We start from the raw sequence: 25,707 nt of genomic DNA, 5'->3' as shown, positions 1-25,707 counted from the left end.
GTACACATACCCGAACGTCAACTCCCGGACCGATATAAGCCTTCGTCGATGCACGCGTTGCCGGCAGCGAAAACTGCCGGCGTCTCGCCCGGCGCGCTAGATGCGCGGCAGCGAGATCGTCACCGTGGTCGCGTCGTCGTGTTCGGTGAACGACATCTCGCCGCCGTGGGTGTCGGCGACGGTCTTTGCGACCCACAGCCCCAGCCCGCTCCCGTGGGTCAGCTGTGTGATGTCGGCCTCGCCGACGACGACGTCCCGCTCGTGGGACGGGATGCCGTCGCCCCGGTCGGAGACCGAGAGCTCGACCGCGTCGGGGAGGACCCGGACCGACGCCTCGACCGGCGGGTCGCCGTGCTCGGCGGCGTTCTCCAGGAGCTCGTCCAGGGCCGTCCGGAGGCCGTCGCTCGCGCGGACCCGCGCGTCGATGTCGTCGGGCGCGTCCACGGAGAACGCCGCGTCGGGGAACCGATCCCGCGCGTGTGCGACCGCGCCCTCGAGTACCGCGACCGGGTCGGTCTCGCGGTACTCCTCGGGGCTCCGGTCCCGCTCGCGGGTGATCGTCTTCGCGCCGTCGGCGAGGCTCCCGACCGTCTCGGCGCTGCGTTTCAGCACGTCCGCGGACTTCTTGAGCCGCTCCTCGCTCGGGACGGTCGCGACGATGTCGGCGTGGCCCGCCAGCACCTGCGCCTCGTTGCGGAGGTTGTGCCGCAGGACGCGGTTCAGCACGGCCGTTCGGCGGCGCTCCCGGGCGAGCTGTTCGGCGCGCACCCGGCGGGCGTCGTAGACGCCGATGACGACGTGGGCCGCCGCGCCGATCGCCAGGAGGTTGCCGACGGTGAACATCGACGGCGCGATCCCGCCCGACAGTCGGTTCTGCGCGTGCGCGTGCGCGAGCATCACGCCGCCGAGGACGACGATTCCCAGGAGGTTCCAGATCGCGATCCGGAGCGCGTTGCGGTCGCTGAAGCCGCTGTAGTACAGCAGGCCGCCGACGGCGACGAGGCCGAGCGAGACGACGCCCCCGACCGCGCCGAGCACGACCGACAGCGGGCCGCCGCCCGAAAGCAGCGGAAAGAGGTTCGGTACGAGCAAGACGAGACCGGTGGCCGAGATGATGGCGCTCGCGAGGAGCCGGACGGCGGAGGGCCTCGCGAGAGCGACAGACTCCGGCGGCGAGGCGAACCCGACCCGATCGAGGAGCGTGAGGAGTTGTATGCGCATCTGCTGTTGGTTACTGGTCGGACACCCGGTTGAAATTATGGGGCCGAGTATCGGTGTCGATAGCGGACGCGAAAAGCGGAACCGCGTCGAACCGCGGGCCGACGGCGCGCGTGACGCGCGGAGTCACGCGGGCGTCAGATCGTCAGAACTGGTCGACCGACTGCGGGAGTTCGAGCTTCATACCCTTGCGCTCGCGGATCTCCATAATCTTCTCGCGCTGGAGGTTGTCCGAGAGCACGCGGAAGCCGGCGTTCTCGGTGTTCCACGAGGCGCGGCCCTCCGTCGCCGAGCGGATGTCCGAAGAGAACCCGATCATCTCTTCGACGGGCGCGATGCCCTCGATGACCATCAGGTCGCCCTCCTGGAACATGTCGTCGACGCGGCCGCGACGGCCCTGGATCTCGCCGGACGCCGAGCCCATGTGCTCGGAGGGAACGTCGATGCGGACGTTCTGGATCGGCTCCAAGAGCTTGATGTCGGCGTCGATCAGCGCGCGGTGGACCGCGTCGCGGACGGCGGGGATGACCTGTGCGGGACCGCGGTGGATCGTGTCCTCGTGGAGCTTCGCGTCGTGGAGGCGGAGCAGCGCGCCCTGGACCGGCTCGTTGGCGAGCGGGCCGTCGTCGAGCGCCTCTTCGAGCCCCTCGATCACGAGCTCCATCGTCTCGTTGAGGTGCTGGATCCCCTTCGTGTCGTCGATGAGGATGTTCGTCCCGTGGATGTGCTCGACGTTCTGGGAGGTGTCCTTGTCCATCCCGGCCTCCTGGAGGGCCTCGCGGCGCTCCAGTTCGGGCATGTCCATCGAGGCCTCGCCGAGCTTGATCGCGTCGACGACGTCCTCCGGGAGGGGTTCGACCGTGATGTAGAACTTGTTGTGGCGGTTCGGCGAGACGCCCTCGACCTCGCGGGAGGCGTCCTGCGGCGACTCGCGGTAGACGACGATCGGTTCGCCGGTCTGGACCGGGATGCCCTGGTTCTTCTGGATGCGCTGGGTGATCACTTCGAGGTGGAGCTCGCCCTGGCCGCTGATCAGGTGCTCGCCGGTGTCCTCGTTGATCTCCACGCGGATGGTCGGGTCCTCCTTGGCGACCTGCTGGAGCGTCTCGATGAGCTTCGGCAGGTCGTCCATGTTCTTCGCCTCCACGCTTTTCGTGATGACCGGCTCGGAGATGTGCTCGATCGACTCGAACGGCGTCATCTCCACCGACGAGACCGTCGAGCCGGCGATGGCGTCACGCAGGCCCGTGACGGCCGCGATGTTCCCCGCGGGGACGCCGCGGTCGAGCTCCTCGCGCTCGCCGCCCATAAAGATCCCCACGGACTGGACGCGGTTCTTGCCCGCCGTCCCTGAGACGTAGAGCTCCTGGCCCTGCTTGAGGGTCCCGCTGAACAGCCGGCCGGTCGCGATCTCGCCGGCGTGGGGGTCCATCGAGATGTCGGTCACCATAAAGACGACCTCGCCGTCGTCGTCGACCTCGCGCATCTGCCGGGCGAGGTCGGTGTCGTCGTCGCCGCGCCAGACGCGCGGGATGCGGCGGGGCTGGGCGTCGAGCGGGTCCGGGAAGTGCTCGGCGACCATGTCGAGGACGACGTCCGAAAGCGGCGTCTTCTCGTGGAGCTCGCGGCGCTGGTCGTTGCGCTCCATCTCGATGATCTCGGGGAAGCCGATGCCGGTCTCGGCCATCGACGGCGCGGAGACGCCCCACTTGTAGAGGGCCGACCCGAAGGCGACGGTCCCGTCTTCGACCGAGACCGTCCAGTCGTCGACGTTGTCCATGTCCTCGGTCATCCCGCGGATGAGCTCGTTGACGTCGCCGATGACGTCCATCAGCCGCTCTTGCATCTCCTGGGGCCCCTCCTGGAGCTCGGAGATGAGGCGGTCGACCTTGTTGATGAACAGCGCGGGCTTGACGCCCTCGCGCAGCGCCTGCCGGACGACTGTCTCGGTCTGCGGCATCGCGCCCTCGACGGCGTCGACGACGACGAGCGCCCCGTCGACGGCGCGCATCGCGCGGGTCACGTCGCCGCCGAAGTCGACGTGGCCCGGCGTGTCGATGAGGTTGATGAGGTGGTTTTCGTCCTCGTACTCGTGGGTCATCGACACGTTCGCCGCGTCGATGGTGATCCCGCGTTCCTGTTCGTCCTCCTCTGTGTCCATCATCAGCCGGGTGGCCTCGCCCTCGTCGGCGATCATTCCCGCCCCCGCGAGGAGGTTGTCCGTCAGCGTGGTCTTCCCGTGGTCGACGTGAGCGGCGATGGCGATGTTCCGGATCTGCTCCGGTTTGTCCATCAGTTGCTCACACTCTTGTACGATCTTCTTTCGTCGGCCCATTATGTGACCCTGTACCGGCAGGAGGGTCAAAAGGGTAGTGTTTTGCCGCCCGTGGAATCGCCGGATACGGCGGCCGCTGAGCGGGGTATGCACCCTTTTGACACAGTTCGGTGGTTCCGTTCGGCGACTCGGTCGAGCGCCCGCGTCCGGGCCGATCCGGAGTAAGAGTCTTATCGGGCCACCCCGTGAGAACGATACGCATGGACCTACGAGTGCGCGGCGACGTCCCGGCGGACCCGTTCCTCGGCGCGGCGGACCTCCTCGAAACCGAGTGCGACCTCGACCGGCCTGTGTACGTCGACGTCCGGACCGACCCCGACGAGCGGACCTGGGCGGCCCACTACGAGGACCGCCACGTGCTGAACATCTCCCGGCAGGCGGCGACGAGCGCGATGGCGCGCGAGCTCGCCGTCCACGAACTCGCACATATGGCCCGCAACGAGGAGGGGCACGTCTCGCATCACCTCCAGACCGAAGAGGCGCTCTTTCTCGCGCTCTCCGGCGAGTCCGTCGAACGCCGGAAGGTCGCCCACTGCTATCAGATCGCGAACCACATGAAGGACATCTACGCCGACGACATCACGCTCTCGGTGACGCCGCCCGAGAAGCTGGTCTCGTTCCTGGAGTCCGAGCTGGCGCGGGCTGTCGCGACCCGCGAGTCCCCCTCGCCGTGGCCGGACTCCCGACGGGTGACGGCGGGCTCGGACCCCGAGATCACCGCCGTCAACGCGGCGTTCGCGCTCGGCCTCGTCGAGCGCCACGGCGTCGTCGACCGCGACCACCGGCTCTACGACCTCGCGCACGCGGCCGCCGACGACGCCCCCGGCATCGACCTCCAGGCGTTCAAGCGGCGCTTCCGCTCGCTCGGCGAGGACCCCTCCGACAGCGAGTACCGGAAGGCGCTCGTGGACGCGACCCGCGCGTACGCCGTCGGCGAGCGCGGCGGCGGCGACGTCGCCGCCGACTGACCGAAGGGGCGCGGAGCCGTCGCTGATCGAGCGTCGAAACGGAGAAGATCGCAGAAAATCGGAGAACCGCGAACCGAACGCCGAACGAGAGGGCGAACGGCCTACCGGGCCGCTTCCGCGACGCGCTCGGACTCTTCCTTCTGGCCGATGGCGTACGACTGGACGTCGTAGTCGGCGGCGCCGACGAGCACCTGCGCGAGCGCCTCGGAGGCGTCCTGGGACGTCTTGTAGGAGCCGCGCTGGGTCCCCTCGGCGATGAACTTCAGCGCCTGATCGACGCGGCGCTGGGGCGCGACGTCGACGGCCTGCGGGACCGAGATGCCGCCGTACTTGAGGCGGACGGTCTCCTCGCGGGGCGCCGCGTTCTCGACCGCGCGCACGAGCACCTGCACCGGGTTCTCCTCGGTGCGCTCGTGGACCTCCTCGAAGGCCTCCTTGACGATCTTCATCGTCTTCTGCTTGTGGCCCGTGTTGTCCTCGGTCTGCATCAGCCGGTTGACGAGCCGCTCGACGATGCTGATCTCGGACTTCTTGAACTGCTTGGAGGCGTGGCGGCCCATCGTGTGGGCGATGGGCGTGACGTTGATGTAGCGCTCGGTCGAGGGGTCCGAGTACTCGATCTCGGTGACGTCCCAGACGCCGAACAGCTGGGCGTTCGTCTCCGCTTCCTCGCTGTCGGCGGGGGCGTCGGGTTCGGGGGATTCGCTCTCGGACATCTTAGCGCACCGGCTTTTCGGCGTTGCCGCGGACCAGTTCGATGAGCGAGACGCCGTTGACCTTCTCGACCTTGTAGTTCACGCCCGAGAGGTCGCCCATCGCGCGACCCTTCGCGCCGCCGATCCCGGCGATCGTGACCTCGTCGTGCTCGTCGATGAACGAGATCGCGCCGTCGCCCGGACAGAAGGCGGTGACCTGCTTGCCGTTCTTGATCAGTTGGACCCGGACGCACTTTCGGATCGCCGAGTTGGGCTGCTTCGCTTCGATCCCGACCTTCTCAAGGACGATCCCGCGTCCCTGCGGGGCCCCTTCGAGGGGATCGGACTTCGCACCGAGACCGCGCTCGCGGCGCGCGTACTCCGAGTCGGACCAGCGTCGCTTCTGCCGGTCCTGCTTGAGTTTGCGCGCGGCGTACTTGCCGTTCGCCATAGTGACCTGGAGTTCCCGGCGGAGCTACTTAAGCCTCCCTTTTCGAGCCCGGCGAGACGGACGCAGGGCCGATTAGCGACCCCTAAGGAGGATTCTGCGGCCGTCGTTCGGATTCGAGCCACCGCCGCTCCGGAGGGGAAAGCGACTGTCCGGCGTAGAGAGCGTGTCGTTGCCGGCGCTCACCGATCGTCGGAATCGGTCGCGTCGCCGTCGGCGCCGTCGGCTGAGCCCCGCTCTCCTGCGGCCGACGCGTCGCCCTCGACGTCGACGGACAGCTCGCCGCTGAGTTCGTGGCCCGACGGCGGCCCGAGCGTCAGGCCGACCTCGTCGAAGCGGGACTTCACGCGCCGCCGGAAGTCCGATTTGAGCGTCACCAGATCGACGTCCATCGGGTCGGCGACCCAGAACTCCGCCCGCAGGCGCACCGAGCTCCCCTCGAAGGAGACCAGCCGCGCGGTCGGGTCGGGCTCTTCGAGGATCCGGTCGTCGCCGCGGGCGACCTCGACCAGCTCCCGGAGCGCGAGCTCCGCGTCGTCGCCGTACGCGACGTCGACGACCTCGTCGACGCGGTAGCGCTGGCGCCCGTACGGCCGGGTGAGCGTGTTCGCGGTCAGCTCCGTGTTGGGGACGGTGACCGTCTCGTTGTTCGGCGTCCGGACGCGAGTGACCCGGAAGTCGACCGCCTCGACGACGCCCTCGCCGCCGGGCCAGGCGATCCAGTCGCCGACGTTGAAGTCGGGGTCGGCGACGAGGAAGAGCCCGCTGACGAGCGAGCCGACGACCTGCTGGCTCGACGCGCCCACGACGAGGGTGAGCGCGGCGGCGACGATCGAGAGGTCCGTCAGGAGCCGGCCGAAGCCCGCGCCCGCGATCCCGGCGACGAGCGCGAAGAGGATCACGAACGCGTGGAAGTACGTCTGGACGGCCGTCTCGATGGTCGGGTTGTTCCGGTTCCGCGCGACGACCACCCGGACGACCCCCGGGAGGACGAGCAGCCGCCCGATCGCGTACGTCGCGATCGCGGCGATCGCGAAGCCCGAAACCGCGCGCACGATCTCGGCGTAGGGCTCGCCCGCAATCCCGTCGACCGCGCCCGGAGGGACGAATTGCGCCGGCGGCGCGCTCGCGAGGGAGAGCAGTCCCTGATACACGTCTCCGACAGCGGGACACGAGTACAAAAAGGTGTAGTCGGCAGGGCCGATCCACTCGGCCCGCGGCCCGGCTACGTCAGCTGGATGTCGTCGATGTCGTAGTGCCGCTCGGCGAGCGTCCGCGCGGTCTCGATGTGCTTGCCCTCGGCGCCGATCGCGACGCCGCGGTCGTCCTCGGGCACCTCGACGTAGGCGACGGTCTCGCCGCCCTGCTCGGAGAGGGTGACGTGCCGGACCGCGGCGGGCGCGAGCGCGCTCTCGACGAACGCGGCGGGCGTGTCGGCGTCCTCGACGAGCTCGACGTCGCGGCCGATCGCATCCTCGACGGTCCGGACGTGTGCGCCGCCTGGGCCGATCGCCGCGCCCATCTCGCCGGCCGCGACCAGGATGACGACCCGCTCGTCGTAGCAGAGACAATCGCGGGCCGTCGCGCCCGTCTCGTCCTCGAAGAGGGCGATGTATCGCCGCGCCTCGTCGGAGAGCGTGATGCGCATCGGGGTCAGTCGTCCGCGCGGTCCGGGGCCGACGCCGAGGAGCCGCCACCGTCCGCCTTGAGCGAGCCCATCCGGAGGTCGACGTCGCCGGTGCCGATCGAGACGGGCTTGCCGACGATGACGTTCTCGATAACGCCGTCGAGGTCGTCCTCCTCGCCGTGGACCGCAGCGTCGAGCAGGTGATTGACCGTCACCTCGAAGGCCGCCCGCGCGAGCACGGAGTCCTTCGAGCCCGAGATGCCGTGGCGCCCGATCGATTCGATCTCGCCGCGGTTCGTCATGATGTCCGCGACGAGCATCAGGTGCCGGACGTTCACGTCGTCGAGGCCCTGCTCGCGCAGGGTCTCCATCGTCTCGTCGATGATCGCCTCGCGGGCCGCCTCGATCCCGAGGTTGCGGTAGATCTCGTGGATGTTGTTGCTCGTGGTGCGGGAGGCGTCGACGCCCTCGATCGAGAGCACGTCGCCGAAGGCCGACCCCTCGGTGTAGAGGACGAACTCCTCGCCGTCGGTCCGCTCGTTGTCCTCCTTGCGGATGACGACGCGGGAGATGTCCTCCAGCCCCTTGAACACGATGTCGCGGAGCTCTTCGACCAGCTGGAGGAGCCGCCGGTAGCTCGGCTCGTCGGGGCCGAACTCGATGACCGTCTCCGACCGACGGGTGTCGACGCCGAGGGCGTCCTCGATCGTCTCGGCGATCTCCTGGGCGACGGTGTCGACGTCGTCGACGGTCGGCCACCGCTCGTCCAGCGTGTCCTCGTTGAGGTCGACCTGGACGATCATATCCGCGACGTTCGTCGAGATGTCGCCGAGCGCGAGGATCTTCGTCGCCTCCATCTGCCAGACGACCTCGTGGGCGCGCTCGCGGTTCTCGGCGTACTCGTCTTCGAGGTGGACCGTCATCATCGGCGTGTCAGGGGTCTTCCGGGCGTCCACGAGCTCGATGAGCCGGGGCAGCCCCTGCGTGACGTCGATCTCGGCGACGCCCGCGTAGTGGAACGTGTTCATCGTCATCTGCGTCCCGGGCTCGCCGATCGACTGCGCGGAGACGGTCCCGACGGGGTCGTGGGCGTCGACGCGGGAGTCCTCGTACCGCGAGTGGATCGCCTGGGCGATCTCGTCGGCCTGCTCCGTGGTGACGCCCTCGCGCTCTTCGATCGTCTCGTAGATGCGGTGCCGGAGGCTCTCGGGCAGACCGTAGTCCCGCACGATCGCCTCGATGTCGTCTGTGACGTGGTCGTACTCCTCAGTCATCGGACTCCACCTCCAGACTCTGGGCCTTGTCGAGGCCCGGCCCGGCGTACTCGGAGATGTTCGTCGGCCGCTCCTGCCGGCCGAGGAACTGCTCCTTTTCCGCCTCGGAGTCGAACTCCGCGTCGAGGATGCGGTCGGCGATGTTCTCGACGTCGATCGGGTTCTCCTCCGAGGAGGAGACCTTCACGGGCGAGGTGCCGTCCTCGCCGAACTCGAACTGGACGACCGTCCCCGAGGTGTCGCGGACGGTGCCGTCGTACTGCGCTTCCAGCTCGGAGAGGGCGTTGATCAGCCGGCGCTGGAGGTACCCGGACTTGGAGGTCCGGACGGCCGTGTCGACCAAGCCCTCGCGGCCGCCCATCGCGTGGAAGAAGAACTCCCGCGGGGTCAGCCCGCCGCGGTAGCTGTTCTCGACGAAGCCGTGGGCCTCCGCCGAGAGGTCGTCCGGCTTGTAGTGGCTGAGGGTCCGCCCCTCGTAGCCGCGGTTGATCCGCTCGCCGCGGACGGCCTGCTGGCCGACGCAGCCGGCCATCTGCGTGAGGTTCAGCATCGAGCCACGCGCGCCGGAGCGGGCCATCACCACGGCGGGGTTGTCGTCGCTGAAGTGGTCCTCGGCGATCTCGCCCGCGGAGTCGCGGGCCTTGCCGAGCTGCTGCATAATCTTCATCTCCAGGGTCTCGTCGACCGTCCGGCCGGGGAGCGATTCGAGCTCGCCGGCCTCGTAGATCTCGATGAGCTCCTGGACGCGGTCGTAGGCGCTGCCGATCGCCTCGTCGACCTGCGCTGTGGCCTCGTCCGGGATGGACTCGTCGTCGATCCCGATCGAGAAGCCGAAGTGCATAATCGCGCGCATCGCCAGCGAGGCGACCTCGTTGACGAACACGCGGGCGCGGGTCTTCGAGTGGAGCTTCGCCAGGGTGTCGACGACCTCGCCGCCGAAGGCGCCGACGGCGTCCTCGTCGATCGTCCCCGAGACGAGCCGCCCGTCCTCGATGACGACCTCGTCGCCGGCCGAGGAGGTGAACTCGAGGTTCAGGTCGTCCGGCAGGAGCTCGCTGAAGAGCTGGCGGCCGGTCCAGTAGGGCTCGCCGGTCTCGTCCTCGCCGACCGGATCGGGGAGCGTGTCGATGCTCGTCGCCCGGAGCAGGTCGAGCGCCTGCGTCTCGGTGAACTCGGGGTTGCCGTTCGTGAGGAGGTAGGTGCCCGAGATGTGGTCCTGGATCGCGCCGATGATGTTCTCGCCGAAGCGCGGGCTGAGCATCTGCTCTTGGACGCGCATCAGGACGCGGGCCTCCGCGCGCGACTCCTCGGTCTGGAGCGCGTGCATGTTCATCTCGTCGCCGTCGAAGTCGGCGTTGTACGGCGGGCAGACGACGGTGTTGAGCCGGAAGGTCTTGTACGGCATCACGACGACCTCGTGGGCCATAATCGACATCCGGTGGAGCGACGGCTGGCGGTTGAAGATCACGATGTCGCCGTCGATCAGGTGGCGGTTGACCTCCCAGCCGGCGTCGATCTTCTCGGCGAGCTCCTCGCAGTTCTTCTCGGTCACCTTCAGTCGGCGCCCGTCGGGGCGCTTGACGTAGTTGGCGCCGGGGTGACCCTCCGGGCCGTTGCGGACGTACTGCTTGGCCCGGTCGAGGTTCCGCTCGGAGACGTTCATCGTCTGGGTCATCTCGCGGGCGACGCGCTCGGGGACGCCGACCTCGTTGAGCGAGAGGGTCGGGTCCGGCGAGATGACGGTCCGCGCGGAGAAGTTCACGCGCTTGCCCGACAGCGACCCGCGGAAGCGACCCTCCTTGCCCTTCAGGCGCTGGCTCAGGGTCTTGAGCGGCCGGCCGGAGCGGTGTCGCGCCGGCGGCGTGCCCGAGATCTCGTTGTCGATGAAGGTCGTGACGTGGTACTGGAGCAACTCCCAGAGGTCCTCGATGATCAGCTGGGGCGCGCCGGCCTCGCGGTTCTCCATAAACCGCTGATTGATCCGGATGATGTCGACGAGCTTGTGGGTGAGGTCGTCCTCGGAGCGCTGGCCGTTGTCGAGGGTGATCGACGGCCGCGCGGTGACCGGCGGGACCGGCAGGACGGTCAGGATCATCCACTCGGGGCGCGAGCGGCTCGGGTCGATCCCGAGGGTCTCGATGTCCTCGTCGGGGATGTCCTCGAACCAGTCGCGGATGTCCGAGGGCATGAGCTTGTTCATGTCCTCCTCGGTGAGGTCGACGTCGAGCGCCTTCTCGATCTTCTTTCTGTCGTCGCCGACGGGGCGGAACTCCCCGGAGAGGATGTCGTTCACGCGGCTGACGTCGAGGCCGCTCTCCTCGGCGAGCTCCGCCGGGGAGACGCCGCCGTCGCCGTCGTCGTCGGGCTGCATCGCCGAGGCGATGCGCTCGGAGTAGTCGCCCGCGAGGACGTCCTGGACCTCGTAGTAGGTGGTCGGCTTCTCGTGTTTGATGTCGTGCTGGGGCGCGCCGCAGTGCGGGCAGCGGCCCGCCTTCCGCGCCTGGCGCACGGCCGACTTCAACACGTCGGTCCAGTCCTCGCCGAGCTCCTCGTTGCGCTGGAGCGCGTCGCGGTACTCGTCCTGCTCGTCGGCCGTCAGCGAGAGGCGACCGCACTCCCGACAGGTCGAGCGGAGCAGGCGGCGGATGAGCTTGGTGAAGCCGACGTGGATGACGGGCGCGGCGAGCTCGATGTGGCCGAAGTGGCCGTTACACGAGCCCGAGTGCGACCCGCAGGTGCGGCACTCCAGGCCGGGGTCGATGACGCCCAGCCGGGGGTCCATCAGGCCCATGTCGATGGGGTAGCCGTCGTCGTCGTAGGTGTCCGCGGTGATGATCTTCGTCGCGGACATATCGCGGTACGTCTCGGGGTCCATCAGCCCGAACTGGATGGCGCCGATCTCTTTGGGTGTCTGCATTGACATTGTGTTAGACTGCGTCTTCGAGGTCCAGTCGCGGTCGGATGCCGAGCGCGATCATCTCGTCGAGGAGGAGCTTGAACGCGTAGCTGATCTCGATCTCGTGGATGTCGTCCTCGTCGCCGGTGACGGGGTCGTAGATGCGGCGCTGGCCGCGGTCCTCGACGGCGACCATCCCCGTGTCCGCGGAGATGTACACCGTCTCCTTGTCCGAGGAGTCGAGCAGGCGCTCCTGCAACACCATCGCGGCCCCGTGGCCGATGACGGTGTCGCGCTCCATCTCGCCCAGCCGGAGGCCGCCCTCGCGGGCGCGCCCCTCGGTGGGCTGGCGGGTGAGCACCTGCACCGGCCCGCGCGAGCGGGCGTGCAGCTTGTTGCTCACCATGTGGTACAGCTTGTGGTAGAAGATGGTCCCGACGAAGATCTCGGCCTCGATCTTCTCGCCGGTGACGCCGGAGTACATCACCTCTTTGCCGGAGGACTTGAAGCCGTGGTCTTCGAGCGCGCCCCGGAGTTCCTCTTCGTCTTCGCCCTGGAAGGCGGTGCCGTCGACGCGGCGGCCTTCGAGCGCGCCGACCTTGCCGCCGAGCATCTCCAGGACGTGGCCGACCGTCATCCGCGACGGCAGCGCGTGGGGGTTCAACACGAGGTCGGGCACAACGCCCTCCTCGGTGAACGGCATGTCCTCCTGGGGCGCGAGGTGGCCGACGACGCCCTTCTGACCGTGGCGGGACGCGAACTTGTCCCCGAGTTCGGGGATCCGCTGGTCGCGGACGGAGACCTTCGCCAGTTTGGAGCCGTCCTCGCCCTCCATCAGCGTGACCGTGTCGACGACGCCAGACTCGCCCGAGCGCATCGTCACGGAGGTCTCGCGTCGCTTCTGCGGCGAGAGCCCGCCCATATCGTCGGGCTCTTCGAGGAAGCGCGGCGGCGACGTCTTCCCGAGGAGGACGGAGTTCTCGTCGACCCGGGTTTCGGGGTTGACGAGGCCGTCCTCGTCGAGGTGGGTGTAGGCGTCCTCGCCGCGGGCGCCGCGGACGTCCTGGCTCGGGATCTCGAAGCGGTCCTCCTGACCGCCAGGGTAGCGGCGCTCTTCGCCCTCGTAGGTCCGGAAGAAGTGCGAGCGCGCCATCGCGCGGTCGACCGAGCCCTGATTCATCACCAGCGCGTCCTCGATGTTGAAGCCTTCATACGACATCACGGCGACGACGAAGTTCTGCGCCGCCGGCCGCTCGTCGAACCCGATCTGTTCTGTGGTCTGGGTCTTGACCATCGACAGCTGCGGGTAGTGGAGGAGGTGCTGGCGCGTGTCGGGCCGGATGCGGTAGTTCGCCGCCGGGAGCCCGAGGGACTGCTTCATCATCCCCGCGCCCATCGTAATCCGGGGCGAGGCGTTGTGCTCGGGGTAGGGGATCATCCCCGCGCCGATGCCGAAGATGAGCTGCGGGTCGATTTCGAGGTGCGTGTGATCCTCTGTGACCTCGTCTTCGTCGACGGCGACGTAGATGTCCTCTTCCTCCTCGGCGTCGATGAACTCGACGTAGCCGCGGTCGACGAGGTCCTCGAACTCTAAGGCGCCCTCCTTGACCGCCTGGATCTCGTCGTCGCCGAGCAGCGGTTCGCCGTTCTCGACGACGATCAGCGGGCGCCGCGCCCGCCCGGCGTCGGCGTTGACGATGACCTCGCGGGTCCGCTCTTTCACCGAGACGTTGACCATCTCGCTGACGTCGCCGCGACGCCGCGCCTCTCGGATCTGTTCTGCGAGCTGTTCGGGGTCGGGATGGGTCCCGACCAGACTACCGTTGACGTAGACTTTCGCCTCGCGTTGTGCCTGAGCCATGTTAGTCGTCCGCGGGTGTTCCGGTTGCCGGCCCCTCGATGCCGGGGATTCCTTCGACGCCCATCGACGCCAGTTCGCGCTTGAGGGCCTGTTCGTCCTCGATGTTCTGCGAGAGCTCCATCGCCTGTGCGAAGTTCTTCACCAGTCCGCAGTTCGGCCCCTCGGGGGTCTCGGAGGGGCAGATTCGACCCCACTGGGTCGCGTGCAGGTCGCGCGCCTCGAAGTGCGGCTGACTCCGCGACAGCGGGCTCCGGAGCCGCCGGAGGTGCGAGAGCACGCCCATGTAGTCCGTCCGGTCGACGAGCTGGGAGACGCCGGAGCGGCCGCCCACCCAGTTGCCCGTCGCGATCGGGTGTTCGAGCCGCTCTGTGAGCACGTCCGAGCGGACGACGGTGTTGACCGTGAGCTGGCGGTTCCGCATGTTCGCCCGTTCGAGCTGGTACTTCACGTCGCGGGCGAGCTTGTTCAGCGCCGTCCGGAAGAGGTCCTTCATCAGGTCGCCCGAGACCTTCAGGCGCTTGTTGGCGTAGTGGTCCTTGTCGTCGGACTCGCGGCGACCGAGCGCGAGCTCGAAGCAGGCCTCGGCCATCCGGCAGAGGTAGTACGCCTTGTTGATGCGGACGTCCTCGTCGTCGACGCCGTCCTCGTGGAGGTGGGGGAGGAGGTAGCGGTCGATGACGTAGTTCGCCCGCTTGAGCTGGTAGTTCTTGCCCTGGCCGCCGGCGACGCGCTTGCCGAGCGTCTCGATGGCCTCCTCTTCGGTCTGGACGTCGGCCTCCTCCAGGTTTTCGAGCATGAACTTCACGATCTCGGGGTCGTCGGAGACGCGGTGGACGATCTCCTCGTCGGATTCGAGCCCGAGCGCGCGGACGAGCGTCACGAAGTTCACCGAGCCGGAGACCGAGGGGAAAGAGACTTCGAGCAGCCCCTCGCGGTTGCGCTCACAGAGCACCAGCGCGCGGTACCCGCGGCGCTGGGAGAACGTCTTCGCGACCTGGATCTCGTCGCCGTACTTGGAGTCGTACTCCGCGAGGATCTTGTTGGGCGCGAGGTCCTCGCTCGTCATCAGCACCCGCTCGGAGCCGTTGACGATGAAGTAGCCGCCGGGGTCGACGGGGTCCTCGCCGATCTCGATCAGGTCCTCGTCGGACAGGCCGGCGATGTTGCACTTCGTCGAGCCGACCATAATCGGCATCCGGCCGACCTTCGTCTCGGTGGTGTCGACGACGACCTCCTCTTCTTCCTCGCCGCCGCGCACGATGGACATCTCCATAAACACCGGCGCGGCGTAGGTGATGTTCCGGAGGCGGGCCTCCTGCGGGAACAGCAGTTCCTCGGAGCCGTCGGCCTCGCGGACGCGCGGGGTCTCGACGCGGACGTCGCCGAGCTCGACGAAGACGGGCTCTTCGCCCTCCTTGTCGCCGATGTCGGTCTCGATGCGTTCCTTCTCGGTGACGACGTCCTGCATCCCCCGCTCCAGGAAGTTGTTGAACGAGCGGAAGTGGTGTTCTGCGAGCCGTTCCTCGGAGAAGTACTCGCGCGAGACGACGCGTCGGTCCTGTCGGTTCATTCGATCACCAGTCGGTAGGATACCGCTTTGTCTGTGGTTCGGGAGTCGCGGACGATCTCGACGACGTCGCCGGGCTCGGCCTCGTCGGGGAGCGCCGGGTCGCGCCGCTTGATCTTCGGGAGATCGGTGCGCTTGACGTCGTACTGCGTCAGCATCGACTCGACCTCCTCCTCATCGATGAGCGTGTGCTCTGGGACGAGCTCGTGTTGGCTTACGTCTACCATGTCTTGTGATGGGGTGTGGGTGGTGAAGAAGTTCTCACGGGATACTACAGCCCGGTTCGACTGGGAGCCATTTAACGCTTGCCAACTCCGAGTCGGAGAAGCGCGGCTCACCGCCACGGGGGACCAAACACCCGTGTTGGATCGAAACACGAACGTCGTGGATATAGATGTTGCGGCGAGCGCGGGGGCGGCGACGTGACCGCGGCACGATTTTATATACGAACACGCGGCCAGCAGCCCCGTGACCTGAGAGCGGTCCCGCGTCGGGCTGCGGGTGTCCGGTACGTCGGCGCGGGCGCGGTGGTGCCGGCTGTTCGCCCTTTTTTCCAGCCGAGCCCCGCGTCCGGCCGCTACTCGACGACGAGGCTCGTCCGGTCGTCGACCGCTTCGGCCTCCTCGAAGTCACCGCCGCCGAGCAGGCCGCGAGCGGCGCGTTTCCCCCACTCCACCGCCGGCTGGGTGAACGTCGACACCGACGCCAGCTCGCCGTAGAGCACGCAGGCGGCCTCCATTTCGTAGAGCAGCGAGCCGAGGCTCCGCTCGTCGACCGCATCGATCTCGACCCGGATCGCCGGCACGCCCGACGCCGCGAGGCTGGCCTCCGTCGCCTCGAACTCGGCGTCGAGCAGGTCGCCGAGCGAGGAGCCGCCGAGGTACGCCAGCCCGTCGAGGTCGGTCTCGGGGATGTCGCGGTCGACGCGCTCCCGCGGCCGGACGAGCGTGACGAGCTTGTCCCGCGGCCCGGCGCGGTAGAGCTGGAGCTGGGAGTGCTGGTCGGTCGCGCCGAGCGCCCGCGCCGGCGTCTGTCCGAGCCCGTCCTTGCCCAGGCTCTCGGCCCACAGCTGCGCGAACCACTCGGCGAACGTCTCCAGGCGCTCGGCGTAGGGCATCATCGCGTTCATGAGCGCGCCGCGTCCGGCGAGCGCGTACGCGGTCGCGCCGTACGCGTAGGCGGGCGTCTCGAACAGCGACCCGGAGAGTCCGTCCGCCGCCTCGGTCGCGCCGTCCCTGATGACGTCGAGGTCGTGGCCCTGGATCGCCGCGACGGCGAGCCCGACCGTCGAGAGCGCCGAGAACCGCCCGGGGACGCCCTCGGGGACCGGAAGCGACGGGAGGTCGTGTTCGGCCGCCAGCCCGCGGAGGTTCCCCTCGTCGCCGGTGGTGACGAACGTCCGTTCGGTCCAGTCGACGCCCGCGTCCGCCATCGCGTCGCGGACGACGAGGAAGTTCGCGAGCGTCTCCGCCGTCGTCCCCGATTTGGAAACCACGTTCAAGACCGTCCGGTCGAGCGGTAACGACGCCAGGAGTTCGGAGACGTGCTCGGGGTCGACGTTGTCGAGGAAGTACGCGTCCGGATCCGACGGATCCGAGAGCGCGTCGGCGAACGTCGCCGCGCCCAGCGCGCTCCCGCCGATGCCGACCGTCAGCACGGCGGCCGGATCGTCGAAGGGCGCGACGGCGCTCCTGATCGCGTCGAGGTCGACGGTGTCGGGGAGATTCAGCGCCGCGTAGCCGTGTTCGGCGTTCCGGCGACCGGCCTCGATCCGCTCGTGGGCCGTCGCCACCTGTTCGTCGAGCCGTTCGAGCGACGCCCGCGAGACGCCCGGGGTCGCATCGAGCGCGCTGCCGAGATCGACGTGCATACGCGTCCACTACCGCGCCGGGCGAAAAAGCGGTCGGTTGGAGGCGCGCCGGGCGAGGTCGCGAGCGCGCCGGACCGGTCCGTTGAAACGCCCGCGCGCCCTACGGCGGCCGATGGCATCCGACTACGGCGGCGTCGTCGGCGCGTATCCCTACGCCTTCCGGGCCAGCGAGTCGCGGCTGTTCAAACTCTACGTCGTCGTGAGCGCGCTCGCCATCGCCCTCATCGGCCTCTTCGTCGGCATCGCGCTGGTCGTCCTCATCGGCCAGACCGCGGCGGTCCAGGGCGGGTCGCTCACGCTCTCGCGGGCGTTCTACGTCGTGATCGGCCTGCTCGTCGTCCTCCCGGCCGTCGCGCCGACGCTCGTCGTCGCGCGTCGGCGGCGGAAGAACGTCGGGGCGTCGGCGCGCCACGAGGCCGCGCTCGCGGTCGCGGGGTTCGTCTTCCTGCTGTCGCTGTACCTCGGCCTGGTCGCGTCGATGCCGGAGACGTTCACGCTGGACGGCGAGACGGTGGCCCGGCCGGCGCCGTCGGGGATCTTCGCCCCGGCGATCGCCGCGCTGTACGCGATCCCGCCCGTCCTCTCGTGGATCGTCCCGCTCTCGGGTGCGTCGCTCGTCGGGGTCGCCCACTGGCTCTTCCGCTGATGCGAGCCGGCGCTCGTCGCCGAGCCCGCGACGAAACCCGCAAGTGCGCCGGCCGTCTACCGGCGGGCGATGACTGACGCCGATCCCACGAGCGAAGAGCGGATCGAGGGCACCTTCCTCGTGACCGCCGCGGACGACGCCTCGGCGGTCCTGAAGAACGTCGAGAGCGGACAGGTCCACACGCTGTCGTCGAACCCCGGCGTCGAGCGCAACGACGTCGTCGAGGGCGCCGTCTCGCCGGATCCGCCGATGAACGTCTCCTACCGGCTCGTCGAGACGGTCTCGCGGCGGTCGCTGTCGGTCGAGCGGAGCGAGGAGCCGCCGACCGCCAACAGCGAGGAGATCGCCGCGTCCCAGGAGGTCGGCGAGCTCACGCGGGAGCCGCGCGCCGGCGACGGCGAGATCCACATCATCACCGTTCCCGAGGGCGACACCGAGGCGGCCGTCGACGACGTCCTCGACGACGAGGAGGGGCTGCTCTCGCGGGCCGCCCGGCTCGACGTGGACCGGGTCGAGATCCGCTCGTCGCCGGGCGTGCTCTCGGTGCGGTACATGCCGTAGTTCGGGACGGACACCGGAGGGGCGAACCCGGTCGTGGCTCGCAGAGTCGAGCATAAGAAGGCTTATTCGGCGCGGCTCTCCACCGGCATCTATGGTCGAGTTTACGGTACCGGAGGTCGATTACACCCGGTACACGAACCGCCAGCTGGCGGCGATCCCGCTCGCCGTCCTGGTGGTGGCGCTCCTCGTCATCGCGGGCTGGTACGTGATGACGGGGTCGCCGGTGAATCAGGGCATCGCGTTCACCGGCGGGACGGAGGTACAGGTGGCGATCGACGGGCCACAGTCCGCGGCCGAACAGCAGATCAGAGACGCCTTCTCGGCCGAGCCCGAGTCGATCCGCTCGGTGCCGGCCCAGAACGTCTACATCGTGACGTTCCAGTCGGAGGCCGGCACCAGCGGCGTGAGCGCCACGGAACTGGAGCGACAGGCCGAGGCAGCGGGACTCGACGTACTGTCCATCTCCTCGGTCTCGGCGAGCTTCGGCGCGAACACACAGGTGCTCGCGCTCGGCGGCCTGGCGGTCGCCTTCCTCGGGATGAGCGTGCTCGTCTTCGCGATGTTCCGCGTGTTCGTCCCCTCGGTCGCGGTCGTGCTCTCGGCGTTCTCCGACATCGTCATCCCGGTCGCCCTGATGAACGTCCTCGGGATCGAACTGTCTCTGGGGACGGTCGCGGCGCTGTTGATGCTCATCGGGTACTCCGTCGACTCCGACATCCTCCTGAACAACCACATCCTCCGCCGCTCGGGCGACTTCTACGAGTCGACTTACCGCGCGATGCGAACGGGCGTGACGATGACGCTGACGTCGATCGCCGCGATGATCGTGATGACGATCACGGCGACGCTGTTCGGGATCCAGCTCCTGGCGGCGATCGGCACCGTCCTCGTCTTCGGGCTCGCCGCGGACCTGATGAACACCTACCTCCTGAATCTGAGCCTGCTCCGCTGGTACAAGTTCGAGGGGGTGTCCCGCTGATGGTCGACCTCCGCGACAACTGGCGGGTCCTCCTGCTCGTCGTGTTCATCCTGATCTCGGGGTTCGCGCTCTTCTCGCCGACGCTCGCGGCCGAGGGCGGCGGCAGCGGCAACGCCGCCACGAGCGGGATCACGAACCTCAAGTACGGCCTCGAACTCTCCGGCGGAACGCGGGTCCGCGCCCCGCTCGTCGGCGTGACCGCCGAGGGCGTCGATTTCGGCGGCGATAGCGCCCGAGCCGTCGAACAGGCCGTCGCGGCGGAGTTGGAAGACGCCGGACCCGCGGACGTCATCGCCCGGCCGGCCGGGGGGCAGGGCGGACAGCAGTCGCAGGCGGGCACGGGAGCGACCGTCGAGGTGACCGCCGAGGGCGTCACCACCGACGAACTCGCCGCGGCGCTCGATGCCGCGGGGTACGCCTACGAGACGGTCCGCGACGGCGTCACCGGGGCGACGCGCCAGGAAGTCGTGCGCATCCTCCAGAACAAGATCAACGAGGCAGGCCTCTCCGGCGGGACCGTCCAGCAGGTGACGACCGCGCAGGGCGAACACTACATCCTCGTCGAGGTCCCGAACCAGGACGCGTCGCAGGTCCGCGAGCTGGTCGCCGAACGCGGGACGGTCGTGATCGAGGCGTACTACCCCACGAACGGGAATTACACCCGAGAGGTCGTCCTCCAGCAGGACGACTTCCAGAGCATCGGGACCGCACAGGAGGGCCAGGGCACCGGCGCGTACGTTCCGGTCACGGTCAAGGAGTCCGTTGCGGACGACTTCCAGCAGGCGATGGTCGAAACCGGACTCGCCCAGCAGGGCGGGACGCGCTGTACTTACCAGCGGAACCCCAACGGCACCGAGCCGTGTCTCCTGCTCGTCGTCAACGGCGAGGTGACGAACGCTTTCGGGATGAGTCCCGGCCTCGCCGACACGCTCCGGAGCGGCGCCTGGGCGCAGGACCCCGTGTTCCAGCTCCAGACCACGAACATCTCCGAGGCCCAGCAGGTCTCGATCAACCTCCGCGCGGGCGCGCTCCCCGCCCGACTGGACTTCTCGCAGGACAGCGGCGGGACGGTCTCGTACATCTCGCCGAGCCAGGGCGCGGACTTCCGCGTCAATTCGCTCATCACCGGGATCATCGCCGTGCTCGCGGTCAGCGGCGTCGTGTTCGTCCGCTACAGCGACGCCCGCGTCGCGGCGCCGATGATCGTGACGGCGCTCTCGGAGGTCGTCATCCTGCTCGGGTTCGCCGCCGGGATCGGCTACCCGCTTGACCTCTCTGTCATCGCCGGCTTCATCGCGGTGATCGGGACCGGCGTCGACGACCTGATCATCATCGCCGACGAGGTGATGGCCGAAGGTGATATCAACTCCAGACGCGTCTTCCAGTCGCGCTTCCGGAAGGCGTTCTGGGTGATCGGCGCGGCGGCGGCGACGACCATCCTCGCGATGTCGCCGCTGGCGATCCTCTCGCTCGGCGACCTCCAGGGCTTCGCCATCTTCACCATCCTCGGCGTCCTCGTCGGGGTGCTCATCACCCGGCCGGCCTACGGCGACATCCTCCGGGCGCTGACGACGGTCGACCGCTGAGCGGTCGGCCACTCCCGCTCGGAGCGGGAGCCGAGTCGCCGGACGGCTCCCACCCTATGAGAATAGGCGCCTGTTTAAATGCGAACGCGCTTCAAAGTTAAACCGTACCGGGCGACGACCGATGCCGGACGCTCCGACGAACCCAACGATGCCCACTGATCCCCACCCCCTCGACGTCGATTCGCCCGAAGACGACCGCGGCACAGCCGGCGAGCCGACGCTCCCCAGCCGGCGTTACGTCGCCCGAATCGAGACCTACGAGGACGCCCCCGACGAGTGTACGATCTTCCCGCAGGACGCGGACGCCGACGAGCTCCCGACGACGTGGGTGTCCGCAGAGGCGGGCTCGTACGTCTCGCTCGAAGCGATGCGGTGAACCGCTCCCGGAGCGGCGCCGTTCAGAACTCCGAGAGCCCCGACTGCTCGGCGGCCGCGAGGACTTCCTCGGACGTCGACCACGACGCCCGGGCGCAGTCGGGGAGTTCGCCCGTCGCCTCGACGTAGCGCCGGAGGAACTCGCGGGTCGCCGGATCGCTCGGATACCCGCTCCCGACGGGGCCGTACTCTGCGAATTCGTCGTCGAGCGCTTCGATTCTGGCGTCGCGTTCGACCTTCGCGACGACCGACGCGGCCGCGACGAGCGGGTACGTCTCGTCGGCGCCGTGTTCGGCGTACACCGCGACCGACGGGCCGCCGTCGCTCGCGCCCTCGCGGACGCGACGCGCGAACCGCGACTCGCTCACGTCGCCCGCGTCGGCGACGACCCGATCGCCCTCGCGAGCGATCGCCGCGACGGCCTCGGCGTGCGCCGCGACCGTCAGGGAGTTCATATCCGTCTCGGGGTCGTCGATGCGCTCGGTCGGGACGACGGCGACGCCGACGTCGACGTCGGGAGACGTCCGAAGCGCCTCGGCGAGGTCGCGTCGCGTCGCCGGCGAGAGCCGCTTCGAGTCGTCGACCCCGTCCGGAATCCGGGCGGGCGCGGCGCGGACGGCGGCCGCGACCATCGGGCCGAGCACGGGGCCCTTTCCGGCCTCGTCGGTGCCGATGGCGACCTCGTCGGGGTGTGCGTCCGTCGCCCCCCCTTCGACGTCGCGGTCGTCGGTCATTCTGCGGCGTTCGGGGCGTCGGCGTCGCCCGCGTCGTCGGTGCTCTCGTCGTCCGTTTCGTCTCCGCGGCCGACTGCCGATTCAAGGAAGTACGACTCGTCCTCGAAGTCCCCCTCCTCGCCGTAGACCCCGACGACGTCCAGCGCCGTCACCTCGGCGTCGACGCCGAGCAGGCCGGCGATGCTCGGCTCGGTCCGTCCCTCGTCGCCGGAGACGAGTTCCTTGATGTAGAGGCCGCCCTCGCCGTGGATCTCGACGGTGGCGTGGTAGGCGTCCTCGCGCTCGCCGTCGGCCTCGTAGACCGACCGCTCGCGGGTGAGGTTCGCCCGGCGGTGATCGACGCGGTGGGGCGTGTACTGCTCGATCGTCGCGCCTTCCAGTTCCGCGAGCGCGTCGGCGAGGGCGTCGTCGTCGACGGCGTCGCCGAACTCGACCTCGGCGCGGTACCGCTTCGAGGCGTCCAGACCCTTGACGCGCTCGACCATCTCGTAGGTCGCGAGCCGCAGCCCCTCGACCTCGACCTTCCCCTCGGCGAAGGCGTTGATGTCGCCCTCCAGGCGCTCGGTGTCGACGCGGCGGCGCCGCGGCTCCATCACCTCGACGACGAACGGCCGGCCGGTGCCGAGCATCCGCGCGTCGACGTCCTCGCGGCCGGCGCCGTGGAACTTCGCGTCGGTGCCGTCCATCACGTCGCGGACGACCGGCGCGGTCAGGCCCTCGACGCTGTCCTGGTAGAGGTAGCCGGTCCCCTCGCAGGTCTCACACTGCTGTTTGCCGACGTAGCCCGAGCCGTCGCAGTCGCTGCAGGGCCACTCCGTCTGCGGGATGTCGCGTTCGAGCTTCCGGTAGCGCCCGTAGACGAACGCCGAGTGGACGTCGACCTCGACGCGGTCGGCTTCCAGGTCGAGCGTGAACTGGACGTCGGGCCGCCCGAACTCCACGGTCGTGTCGGTGCGGCGGCCGACACGCTTGCCGACCTCGCGGTTGAACTCCGATTTGAACAGTTCGCCCGCGTCGGGGTCGAGGCCGGCGGTCTCCCGGAGGAGTTCCTCGTTCTCCTCGATCAGCGGCGGGGTCCGAGTGCCGACCTGGTAGGTGTCGAACTCCGTATCCGAAACGGCGTCGGCACAGCGCGCGGCCCACTCGTCGAACTCGGCGCACCGGCCCTCGCAGACCCAACACGACTCGGTGTCGACCGGCTCGTGGGGCTCGTCGTCGTCGAGCGCGGCGGCGATCCGGAGGCTCCGGCCGCGGTCTTCGTTCGTGAGCCCGTGGCTCCGGTCGGCGAAGACCCGGCCGAGGCAGGCGTCACAGACCGGGTCCTGCGCGGCGAGCGCGCGAGCGTCGTCGAGGATGCTCATACCGCTACGAACGGGGCGCAGGGCTTCTGTCTTGTCCTTCGGCCCGTGAGGACGGCGGTCAGACGACGCCCGCGACGCCCGAGAGCCACCAGACAGCGGCGAGCCCGGCGGCGCCGACCGCGGCCGTCAGGAGGAGTATGCCCAGACCGAGCGCGGCCACGACCCGGCGGTCCCGGCGCTCGCCCCGCGGGTCGTCGAGCCGTGCTTCCAGGAGGCGGACGTTCCGGTCGTTCGCGCGCCAGACCGCGTCGAAGGCGTCGCCGACGAGCGGGAGCGAGCCGACGACGGCGTCGACGAGGACGTGGAGGCACATCCGCGCGAGCGTCGCCCGCGGGACGCCGAGCGCCGCGGCCTCGGCGATCACGTAGGCCGAGAGCGCGCCCGCGGCGGCGTCGCCGACGCCCGGGAGCAGCCCCAAGACGGGGTCGAGGCCGACGCGGACGTTCGTGCCCGGAATCGCGACCGCGCTGTCGAGCGCACGGCTGAGGCGACGGACGCGGGCCAGCCGCGCGCGTTCGGCCTCGGTCAGGTCGGCGGCGCGGGGTGGTCGGACGTCGGCGTCCTCGTCGCGGACGGGAGCGGGGGCGTCTCCGGGCGGCGACTCGTTCGCGCGGGTCACGGTCCGTAGACGTCCGGCGGGGGCATCGGCGTTTCGCTCCGCCGGCGGACCCGCCGCTTGATCGCTCGCGTCGCGCGCCCGCCAAGTCTCCAGAAGGCGGCCCGACCGGCCGCCTTCGTGGTCCTTAGGTCCGCCGAGCCCGAACCGGACGGCAATGGGAACGCCCGCGATCGAGATACGCGACCTGCGGAAGTCTTACGGCGACGTACAGGCGCTGGACGGGATCGACCTCACCGTGCCCGAGGGCTCCTTCTTCGGCCTGCTCGGCCCCAACGGCGCGGGGAAGACGACGTTCATCAACGTCCTCGTCGGCCTGGTCCGCAAGAGCGGCGGGACGGCGCGCGTGTTCGGCCACGACGTGGAAGACGACTACCGGGCGGCGCGCGACCGCATCGGCCTCGCGCCCCAGGAGTTCAACGTCGACCGCTTCTTCCCGATCCGCGAGGTCCTAGAGCACAAGGCCGGCTACCACGGCGTCCCGCGGGACGAGGCCGCCGAGAGGGCCGACGAGGTGCTCAAGCGCGTCGGCATCTACGACAAGCGCGACACCCGCTTCGACTGGCTCTCCGGCGGGATGAAGCGCCGCTTCATGCTCGCGCGGGCGCTCATCACCGACCCCGACCTCCTGATCCTGGACGAGCCGACCGCCGGCGTCGACGTCCAGCTCCGGCGCGAGCTCTGGGAGACCATCGTCGACCTCAATCAGCGCGGGACGACGGTCCTGCTCACGACCCACTACATCGAGGAGGCAGAGCGGCTCTGCGACGAGGTCGCGATCCTGGATTCGGGCCGCGTCGTCGACGTCGCGAGCCCCGAGGAGCTGATGAACCGCGGCACCGACGACGTCGTGATCAAACTGCGCGAGGCGCCGACCGCCGTGCCCGACTTCGCGGCCGAGGACGACCGCGTCGAGGAGGTCGACCTCGACGGGGAGCGCCTCGTCGTCACCGCGCGGCAGGGCGGCCTCGTCGCGCCCGACCTTGTCCGACGGCTCGACCGCGCGGGCCACGAGATCGTCGACCTGGAGATCCAGCGGACCTCCCTAGAGGAGGTCTTCGTCGAGATGACCCGCCCCGAGGAAGAGCGCGCGACGCCGGAGGTGGGGGTCGAATGAGCCCCGAGACGCAGAGCGACCGCGCCTCCGAGTCGGCCGGGCGCACGGGCCTCACGGGCTTCGTCTCGCTCCTGCGGCGTGAGGTCCTCCGATTCATCCGCCGGCCGCGCAACACCTTCGTCCCGCCGTTCATCACGAACGTCCTCTACTTCTCGGTGTTCGGCGTCATCCTCGGCGAGCGGATCGACGAGATCGCCGGCGTCCCGTACATCCTCTTCATCCTCCCCGGGCTGGTGGTGCTGGGCGCGATCTCGAACGCCTTCGAGAACACCTCGTTCAACATCTTCCACGGCCGGTGGAACCGCTACATCGAGGAGGTGCTGACCTCGCCGCTCTCGTATCGAACGATGGTCGGCGCGTACGTGCTGGCGGCGGCGATCCGCGGCGCGATCGTCGGGGTCCTGATCGCGCTCATCGGCGCGTTCTTCACCTCTGTCGGCGCGGCCCAGCCGTTCTACCTCGTCGCGTTCGGCGTCGTCATCACGGTGCTCTTCGCCGGACTCGGCGTCGTCGCCGGGCTCTGGGCCGACGACTTCGACGACCTGACGATGCTGAATCAGTTCATCCTGCGTCCGCTGGTCTTCTTCGGCGGCGTGTTCTACTCGCTGAACGAACTGCCGGAGACGGTCCAGCAGGTATCGCTCCTGAATCCGATGATCTACATGGTCAACGGCGTCCGGTACGGCTTCCTCGGCGTCAGCGAGGTCGATCCGAACGCCTCTCTCGCGGTCCTGACCGCGCTCGCGGTCGCGGTCGTCGCGCTCGACGTCGCGCTCTTCCGGCGCGGGTACGGCCTGACCGACTGATAGTGATTGCTCTCGTCTCTTACCGCCGAACGCCGTTACCGGGGTGGCGTTCGGCGGTAAACAGCAAGCGTAATCACTACGAGGCGCGAGTGGGGTTCGCTCGGGTGGTCTGCTGACTCCCCGTTGGTGAAATCGCATTTTGTGCCACACGAACCCCTTTAGGGCGA

At 69.1% G+C, this 25,707-nt stretch carries 23 protein-coding genes; 8 read left to right on the top strand and 15 right to left on the bottom strand.

Translation table 11 applies throughout. From position 1 onward, the window contains the following. Positions 1-96 precede the first annotated feature (96 nt). Together ACQUQ0_RS03515 and ACQUQ0_RS03510 are read right to left on the bottom strand one after the other, a co-directional pair. Positions 97-1,221, bottom strand: coding sequence for a sensor histidine kinase (locus ACQUQ0_RS03515; protein WP_435183206.1), 1,125 nt, complete (start codon positions 1,219-1,221; stop codon positions 97-99). Between the two features lie 142 nt (positions 1,222-1,363). Further along, on the bottom strand, positions 1,364-3,553 hold the full coding sequence (locus tag ACQUQ0_RS03510) for an elongation factor EF-2 (protein ID WP_435183205.1): 2,190 nt from the start codon (positions 3,551-3,553) through the stop codon (positions 1,364-1,366). A gap of 200 nt (positions 3,554-3,753) precedes the next feature. On the opposite strand from ACQUQ0_RS03510, the gene ACQUQ0_RS03505 reads away from it, so the two are divergent. Continuing rightward, a complete protein-coding gene (locus ACQUQ0_RS03505; RefSeq protein WP_435183203.1) occupies positions 3,754-4,521 on the top strand; it encodes a DUF5781 family protein in 768 nt (255 codons plus the stop codon). Positions 4,522-4,622: 101 nt separating this feature from the next. Here ACQUQ0_RS03505 and ACQUQ0_RS03500 read toward each other — a convergent pair whose 3' ends face one another. From ACQUQ0_RS03500 to ACQUQ0_RS03455, 10 genes are all read right to left on the bottom strand, one after another. Beyond that, on the bottom strand, positions 4,623-5,237 hold the full coding sequence (locus ACQUQ0_RS03500) for a 30S ribosomal protein S7 (RefSeq protein WP_372386476.1): 615 nt from the start codon (positions 5,235-5,237) through the stop codon (positions 4,623-4,625). 1 nt (position 5,238) lies between these two features. After that, positions 5,239-5,667, bottom strand: coding sequence for a 30S ribosomal protein S12 (locus ACQUQ0_RS03495; protein WP_372386477.1), 429 nt, complete (start codon positions 5,665-5,667; stop codon positions 5,239-5,241). Between the two features lie 179 nt (positions 5,668-5,846). Beyond that, complete coding sequence (locus tag ACQUQ0_RS03490) at positions 5,847-6,818, bottom strand: mechanosensitive ion channel family protein (protein ID WP_435183202.1); 972 nt, start codon at positions 6,816-6,818, stop codon at positions 5,847-5,849. Between the two features lie 71 nt (positions 6,819-6,889). Then, positions 6,890-7,312: a NusA-like transcription termination signal-binding factor gene (locus ACQUQ0_RS03485; RefSeq protein WP_435183200.1), complete on the bottom strand. Its 423-nt coding sequence runs from the start codon at positions 7,310-7,312 to the stop codon at positions 6,890-6,892. Between the two features lie 5 nt (positions 7,313-7,317). Then, positions 7,318-8,565: a DNA-directed RNA polymerase subunit A'' gene (gene rpoA2, locus ACQUQ0_RS03480; RefSeq protein ID WP_435183198.1), complete on the bottom strand. Its 1,248-nt coding sequence runs from the start codon at positions 8,563-8,565 to the stop codon at positions 7,318-7,320. Next, on the bottom strand, positions 8,558-11,482 hold the full coding sequence (locus ACQUQ0_RS03475) for a DNA-directed RNA polymerase subunit A' (RefSeq protein ID WP_435183481.1): 2,925 nt from the start codon (positions 11,480-11,482) through the stop codon (positions 8,558-8,560). Before ACQUQ0_RS03475 ends, rpoA2 begins: the two co-directional genes overlap by 8 nt. 10 nt (positions 11,483-11,492) lie before the next feature. Further along, complete coding sequence (gene rpoB, locus ACQUQ0_RS03470; RefSeq protein WP_372386482.1) at positions 11,493-13,322, bottom strand: DNA-directed RNA polymerase subunit B; 1,830 nt, start codon at positions 13,320-13,322, stop codon at positions 11,493-11,495. Position 13,323: 1 nt separating this feature from the next. Then, on the bottom strand, positions 13,324-14,892 hold the full coding sequence (locus tag ACQUQ0_RS03465; protein WP_372386483.1) for a DNA-directed RNA polymerase subunit B'': 1,569 nt from the start codon (positions 14,890-14,892) through the stop codon (positions 13,324-13,326). After that, entirely contained in the window at positions 14,889-15,116 is a 228-nt protein-coding gene (locus ACQUQ0_RS03460) for a DNA-directed RNA polymerase subunit H (RefSeq protein ID WP_435183196.1), read from the bottom strand. Before ACQUQ0_RS03460 ends, ACQUQ0_RS03465 begins: the two co-directional genes overlap by 4 nt. A 350-nt stretch (positions 15,117-15,466) precedes the next feature. Continuing rightward, positions 15,467-16,759, bottom strand: a complete 1,293-nt coding sequence (locus tag ACQUQ0_RS03455; RefSeq protein ID WP_435183193.1) for a glucose-6-phosphate isomerase — start codon at positions 16,757-16,759, stop codon at positions 15,467-15,469. Positions 16,760-16,871: 112 nt separating this feature from the next. Here ACQUQ0_RS03455 and ACQUQ0_RS03450 point away from each other — a divergent pair, with 112 nt between their 5' ends. The 5 genes from ACQUQ0_RS03450 (at position 16,872) to ACQUQ0_RS03430 (ending at position 20,907) form a co-directional block, all read left to right on the top strand. Continuing rightward, positions 16,872-17,405 (top strand): hypothetical protein, encoded by a 534-nt coding sequence (locus ACQUQ0_RS03450; RefSeq protein WP_435183191.1) that lies wholly within the window; start codon positions 16,872-16,874, stop codon positions 17,403-17,405. Between the two features lie 69 nt (positions 17,406-17,474). Beyond that, on the top strand, positions 17,475-17,966 hold the full coding sequence (locus ACQUQ0_RS03445; protein ID WP_435183190.1) for a DUF5812 family protein: 492 nt from the start codon (positions 17,475-17,477) through the stop codon (positions 17,964-17,966). Between the two features lie 91 nt (positions 17,967-18,057). Continuing rightward, entirely contained in the window at positions 18,058-18,945 is an 888-nt protein-coding gene (gene secF / locus ACQUQ0_RS03440) for a protein translocase subunit SecF (RefSeq protein ID WP_435183189.1), read from the top strand. After that, positions 18,945-20,531 (top strand): preprotein translocase subunit SecD, encoded by a 1,587-nt coding sequence (locus ACQUQ0_RS03435; RefSeq protein ID WP_435183187.1) that lies wholly within the window; start codon positions 18,945-18,947, stop codon positions 20,529-20,531. Before secF ends, ACQUQ0_RS03435 begins: the two co-directional genes overlap by 1 nt. Positions 20,532-20,679: 148 nt before the next feature. Beyond that, positions 20,680-20,907, top strand: a complete 228-nt coding sequence (locus ACQUQ0_RS03430) for a DUF7511 domain-containing protein (RefSeq protein WP_435183186.1) — start codon at positions 20,680-20,682, stop codon at positions 20,905-20,907. Between the two features lie 22 nt (positions 20,908-20,929). On the opposite strand, the gene rnhB is transcribed toward ACQUQ0_RS03430, so the two are convergent. Genes rnhB through ACQUQ0_RS03415 form a run of 3 tightly spaced genes read right to left on the bottom strand, consistent with a single transcriptional unit; the run spans position 20,930 to position 23,620 of the window. Then, complete coding sequence (gene rnhB, locus ACQUQ0_RS03425) at positions 20,930-21,640, bottom strand: ribonuclease HII (RefSeq protein ID WP_435183184.1); 711 nt, start codon at positions 21,638-21,640, stop codon at positions 20,930-20,932. After that, positions 21,637-23,001, bottom strand: coding sequence for a tRNA pseudouridine(54/55) synthase Pus10 (locus ACQUQ0_RS03420; RefSeq protein ID WP_435183183.1), 1,365 nt, complete (start codon positions 22,999-23,001; stop codon positions 21,637-21,639). Before ACQUQ0_RS03420 ends, rnhB begins: the two co-directional genes overlap by 4 nt. 58 nt (positions 23,002-23,059) lie before the next feature. After that, the gene (locus tag ACQUQ0_RS03415) at positions 23,060-23,620 is read right to left on the bottom strand and encodes a DUF4112 domain-containing protein (RefSeq protein WP_435183182.1); all 561 of its coding nucleotides are present in this window, start codon (positions 23,618-23,620) and stop codon (positions 23,060-23,062) included. Between the two features lie 154 nt (positions 23,621-23,774). Between ACQUQ0_RS03415 and ACQUQ0_RS03410 the strand changes: the two genes are divergently transcribed. Together ACQUQ0_RS03410 and ACQUQ0_RS03405 are read left to right on the top strand one after the other, a co-directional pair. Continuing rightward, positions 23,775-24,734, top strand: a complete 960-nt coding sequence (locus ACQUQ0_RS03410; RefSeq protein WP_435183180.1) for an ATP-binding cassette domain-containing protein — start codon at positions 23,775-23,777, stop codon at positions 24,732-24,734. After that, complete coding sequence (locus ACQUQ0_RS03405; protein ID WP_435183179.1) at positions 24,731-25,540, top strand: ABC transporter permease; 810 nt, start codon at positions 24,731-24,733, stop codon at positions 25,538-25,540. Before ACQUQ0_RS03410 ends, ACQUQ0_RS03405 begins: the two co-directional genes overlap by 4 nt. Positions 25,541-25,707: the final 167 nt, after the last annotated feature.

Origin of the sequence: Halobellus sp. EA9, assembly GCF_051195055.1 — an archaeon.
GTDB lineage: Archaea > Halobacteriota > Halobacteria > Halobacteriales > Haloferacaceae > Haloquadratum > Haloquadratum rubicundus.
Note: the sequence above shows the minus strand (reverse complement) of the source record. Positions and strands in the feature narration are given on the sequence as shown.

Coding starts and splice junctions, on each gene's coding strand:
- ACQUQ0_RS03515 (WP_435183206.1), bottom strand. CDS start 1,221: ATGCGCATACAACTCCTCACGCTCCTCGATCGGGTCGGGTTCGCCTCG.
- ACQUQ0_RS03510 (WP_435183205.1), bottom strand. CDS start 3,553: ATGGGCCGACGAAAGAAGATCGTACAAGAGTGTGAGCAACTGATGGAC.
- ACQUQ0_RS03505 (WP_435183203.1), top strand. CDS start 3,754: ATGGACCTACGAGTGCGCGGCGACGTCCCGGCGGACCCGTTCCTCGGC.
- ACQUQ0_RS03500 (WP_372386476.1), bottom strand. CDS start 5,237: ATGTCCGAGAGCGAATCCCCCGAACCCGACGCCCCCGCCGACAGCGAG.
- ACQUQ0_RS03495 (WP_372386477.1), bottom strand. CDS start 5,667: ATGGCGAACGGCAAGTACGCCGCGCGCAAACTCAAGCAGGACCGGCAG.
- ACQUQ0_RS03485 (WP_435183200.1), bottom strand. CDS start 7,312: ATGCGCATCACGCTCTCCGACGAGGCGCGGCGATACATCGCCCTCTTC.
- rpoA2 (WP_435183198.1), bottom strand. CDS start 8,565: ATGACTGAGGAGTACGACCACGTCACAGACGACATCGAGGCGATCGTG.
- ACQUQ0_RS03475 (WP_435183481.1), bottom strand. CDS start 11,482: ATGCAGACACCCAAAGAGATCGGCGCCATCCAGTTCGGGCTGATGGAC.
- rpoB (WP_372386482.1), bottom strand. CDS start 13,322: ATGGCTCAGGCACAACGCGAGGCGAAAGTCTACGTCAACGGTAGTCTG.
- ACQUQ0_RS03465 (WP_372386483.1), bottom strand. CDS start 14,892: ATGAACCGACAGGACCGACGCGTCGTCTCGCGCGAGTACTTCTCCGAG.
- ACQUQ0_RS03460 (WP_435183196.1), bottom strand. CDS start 15,116: ATGGTAGACGTAAGCCAACACGAGCTCGTCCCAGAGCACACGCTCATC.
- ACQUQ0_RS03455 (WP_435183193.1), bottom strand. CDS start 16,759: ATGCACGTCGATCTCGGCAGCGCGCTCGATGCGACCCCGGGCGTCTCG.
- ACQUQ0_RS03450 (WP_435183191.1), top strand. CDS start 16,872: ATGGCATCCGACTACGGCGGCGTCGTCGGCGCGTATCCCTACGCCTTC.
- ACQUQ0_RS03445 (WP_435183190.1), top strand. CDS start 17,475: ATGACTGACGCCGATCCCACGAGCGAAGAGCGGATCGAGGGCACCTTC.
- secF (WP_435183189.1), top strand. CDS start 18,058: ATGGTCGAGTTTACGGTACCGGAGGTCGATTACACCCGGTACACGAAC.
- ACQUQ0_RS03435 (WP_435183187.1), top strand. CDS start 18,945: ATGGTCGACCTCCGCGACAACTGGCGGGTCCTCCTGCTCGTCGTGTTC.
- ACQUQ0_RS03430 (WP_435183186.1), top strand. CDS start 20,680: ATGCCCACTGATCCCCACCCCCTCGACGTCGATTCGCCCGAAGACGAC.
- rnhB (WP_435183184.1), bottom strand. CDS start 21,640: ATGACCGACGACCGCGACGTCGAAGGGGGGGCGACGGACGCACACCCC.
- ACQUQ0_RS03420 (WP_435183183.1), bottom strand. CDS start 23,001: ATGAGCATCCTCGACGACGCTCGCGCGCTCGCCGCGCAGGACCCGGTC.
- ACQUQ0_RS03410 (WP_435183180.1), top strand. CDS start 23,775: ATGGGAACGCCCGCGATCGAGATACGCGACCTGCGGAAGTCTTACGGC.
- ACQUQ0_RS03405 (WP_435183179.1), top strand. CDS start 24,731: ATGAGCCCCGAGACGCAGAGCGACCGCGCCTCCGAGTCGGCCGGGCGC.